The sequence below is a fragment of the Candidatus Cyanaurora vandensis genome (assembly GCF_013285555.1).
Taxonomy (GTDB): domain Bacteria; phylum Cyanobacteriota; class Cyanobacteriia; order Gloeobacterales; family Anthocerotibacteraceae; genus Cyanaurora; species Cyanaurora vandensis.
Genome location: NZ_JAAXLT010000124.1, coordinates 1 through 3,220, shown reverse-complemented (window position 1 = coordinate 3,220; position 3,220 = coordinate 1). Strand labels below are relative to the sequence as shown.

General features: G+C 56.8%; 5 protein-coding genes. All 5 read right to left on the bottom strand.

Going from position 1 to position 3,220, the window contains the following annotated elements:
• The coding region (locus HFM78_RS16260) for a DUF2887 domain-containing protein (protein WP_396034967.1) at window positions 1–167 on the bottom strand (167 nt) is incomplete at its 3' end.
• 87 nt (window positions 168–254) lie between these two features.
• Entirely contained in the window at window positions 255–1,556 is a 1,302-nt protein-coding gene (locus HFM78_RS08665) for a DUF58 domain-containing protein (RefSeq protein ID WP_287129038.1), read from the bottom strand.
• Window positions 1,556–2,695: a branched-chain amino acid ABC transporter substrate-binding protein gene (locus tag HFM78_RS08660; protein WP_287129037.1), complete on the bottom strand. Its 1,140-nt coding sequence runs from the start codon at window positions 2,693–2,695 to the stop codon at window positions 1,556–1,558. The genes HFM78_RS08665 and HFM78_RS08660 overlap by 1 nt, the downstream gene beginning before the upstream one ends.
• Window positions 2,696–2,856: 161 nt before the next feature.
• Window positions 2,857–3,129 carry a hypothetical protein gene (locus HFM78_RS08655; RefSeq protein WP_287129036.1) on the bottom strand — a complete coding sequence of 91 codons (273 nt, stop codon included), beginning with the start codon at window positions 3,127–3,129 and terminating at the stop codon, window positions 2,857–2,859.
• Window positions 3,098–3,214 (bottom strand): ribbon-helix-helix protein, CopG family, encoded by a 117-nt coding sequence (locus HFM78_RS16255; RefSeq protein WP_396032968.1) that lies wholly within the window; start codon window positions 3,212–3,214, stop codon window positions 3,098–3,100. The genes HFM78_RS08655 and HFM78_RS16255 overlap by 32 nt, the downstream gene beginning before the upstream one ends.
• Window positions 3,215–3,220: the final 6 nt, after the last annotated feature.

The window sequence follows — 3,220 nt, the reverse complement described above, 5'->3', positions numbered from 1 at the left end:
TCAGGCGTTTGGGGGAGAAACACGCCATCAATCCGAAAGCTCAATTGTTTGACCTCAATGGAGTCAAAGGTGTAGAGGTCAGCAGTTTGTGGCGGGAGAACCAAAGTGTCAAAGAAGGCAGAGGGGAGTTTCTGGAAGAAGGTATAGAATAAGCCGTCGGTTTTCATGGGCTAATTGTAGGCTGATGGTTACAGTTTTTCCGCTACTGAGTAAAAAGCCGCGTCCACTAAGCTCTAAGCTTGACTCGGTTTGAATTAGAGTTGATTCCGGGCTTTGACCTGGAGGTAGGCGTTGACGAGGCGGGTACTCAGGGCGGGGGCGGGACTGTCGAGGACTAGCGCACCCCGGCTCTGGAGGACCCGGAAAGCCTCGGCCCGTTGCCGGATGAGTTGCAGAGCCACAGCCTGCTGGTAAACTTCGCGGGTGGTACGGGCCACCCGCGCGGCGGACTCAGCCACCAAGGGGTCTTGGAAGGTGACACAGAAGGGTAAATGGCGAGGAGCGAGTTTAGCGAGGGCCTTGAGTAGTTCTGATGAGGCTTGGGGGTCAATAAGATCGGTCAGGACCACGACTAGGGCACGGCGCGGATTACGGACTAGGACTTGGGCGATGGCTCCGGTGTAGTCTGGCTCCACCAGTTGCGGTTCAGTGTCATGAACTCGTTGCAACACAGCCTCCAGTTGACCCGCCCCGCTCCGGGGTGGGACCCAGACCCTAAGCGAGCGGTCAAATACCCCTAACCCCACCCGGTCGCCCTGCCGAATCCCCGTGAGCACCAGAGCCAAAGCCGCATTCAAGGCCCAATCGTATTTGCGTAACCCCGCGACTTCGGAGAACATCATCCGTCCCCCGTCGAGCAGCACCAGCAGAGTTTGGTCCCGCTCCTCCTGGAAAGTCCGTACAATCGGCTGACCCCGGCGGGCAGTGGCCTTCCAGTCAATAAAGCGCGGGTCATCGCCCACCCCATACTCGCGCAGGTCTGCAAACTCCGTGCTAATCCCCCGGCGGTTACGGCGGCGCGTCAGCAAATCACTCTGTTGGGTCAGCCGCAGGGACAATTTCTTGAGGGTAACGAGGTCCGGGTAAACTGTAAAACTTGTACTCGTGCCCACCGTCCCACTACGCCAAGAGAGGCCCCAGGGACTCAACACTCGCACTTGGGCTGGAGGAACGGGATAGGTACCCCGTCGGTTGGGGCGGAGGGTGTAGGTTAGCTGATTCACACCTGGTACCAGTTCTCCCGTCAGGGTCCGGGGTTCCATGGGCAGGTCCCAGGCAATGAGCTCGACTAACTCGTAGGTGAGGGCGCGGGAGGTCAGGTTGGTCAGTTCTAATTGAACCAAGTTAGGTTGACCCAGGGCCAAGCGCGGGCTGAACTGACGGACGAGGTTTAAGCGTTGGGGCTGGATCTGTTGGTAATCCCAGTAGATAATTCCCAGGACCAAAATATCCCAGCCCAAAACCGCCCAACCCAACCCCGGTACCCCGAAATCCGCCAGTGCCCAGACTAGTCCCAAGGCCAGTAACCCCAACCCCTGCCGGGTGAGTCGGGGCATCAAGCGGTGGGGGTGACAGTGACGAATTTCTTGTCTTGGACGGTGAAGACATCAAAGGGGGCGGTCGCCGGGTCGCCCTTAGCGTCAAAATTAATCGTCCCGCCTAAACCCTGGAAGTCCTTGGTGGCACGGACAGCTTCGGTAACTTTAACCCGGTCCACTGACCCAGCCCGCGCAATCGCCGCCAGCAAAATCCGGGTGGCATCATAGGTGTAGGTACCAAAAGCGGTAGGGGATTCCTTGTACTTGGATTTGTAGGTGGCGAGGAACTCCTCACTGTTGATGGTGCGGACCCCGGTGACAAAGATCTTGCTACTCTTGGTGCCCACAGTATCAATGAAACTCTGGACCTGGGTGCCATCCCCACTCAAGAAGTTCGCCGTCAAGCCGAGTTCGCGGGCCTGACTGACGATGAGTCCCGCTTCGGTAAAGACACCCCCAAAAAACAAGCTATCGGGGTTGAGGCCCTTAATTTTGGTAAGGACGGCCCGGAAATCCCGTTCGCCCTGGTTCACCCCCTCAAAAATGACGACTTTCACCCCGCCTGCCTCGATACTCTTACGGAAAGCCTCCGCGAGGCCCTGACCATAGGCGGTTTTGTCGTTGAGGATAGCGACGGTCTTGGACTTGAGTTGTTGAATCGCAAAGTTGGCACTCAGGGGACCCTGCTGGTCATCGCGCCCCACCAACCGAAAAACATTCTTGAAGCCTTGTTCCGTCAAAGTCGGGCTGGTGGAACCGGGGGAGAGCATCACCAAGTCCGCCCGTTTGTAAACCTGGGAAGCCGGGATCGAGCAACCGGAGTTGAAGTGCCCGACGACGCCGACCAAGCCGTCGGTGCTGGTCATCTTCTGAGCCACCGTGGCAGCTTGACGGGCATCACCTTGATCATCACCGGGGACAATCTCGATCGTTTTGCCCAACACCCCGCCTTGGGCGTTGATCTCATCTACAGCAAGTTGAGCCGAGCGGATCATATCCTCCCCAAAGACCGCCTGGGCACCGGAGATGGGTCCGGCGACCCCGATAAAAATTTTGCCCCCGGTGGCAGTTGTGCCATCGGCGTTCGTCGTCGTCTCCCCGCCACAGCCCGCCAGGGTCAACGCCAAGACTGTACCCACTGCCATCCGTCGTTTCATCCTGCACTCCTCGTGGCTATGGGAGCATGATACGCCAATCCGTCAGGTTAAATTTGGCCCGGGTCAATGCCCAATTGCTGTAAACGAGCCCCTAGACTTGCGGTCACTCGGTCTGCTTCCTGACATGCTTGCTATATCGCTCGCTGCTCTTGCTGAACGGCTCATTGCTGGGCTTCATCCGGGTTGAGCAACTTCTCGCCGGTATCCAAACGGTAAAAACCAATCATTCCCCCCTCAATTATCAAGCGCAAACCAAGGGTTAAAGCGTGGTAATCAGAAATAGGTAGGTATTCTCCTTGCACTTGGTCTTCTTTTTTCGTCCCTTCTCGATTTGTAGTTGCATGGCAGCACTCCCGCCTTAGGTTCTGCGTGACCGGGAAATTGGGATACAAGCCCCGTCGTTCACGACGGCTTTGATTCGAGAGATCTAACAAGCTCCCTTAGCACATCGTTCAAACTCCTCTCTTTCTTCTCGCAATGCTTAGAAAGCAGTTCGTATTCTTCATCCGAACATCGCAAAGTGAC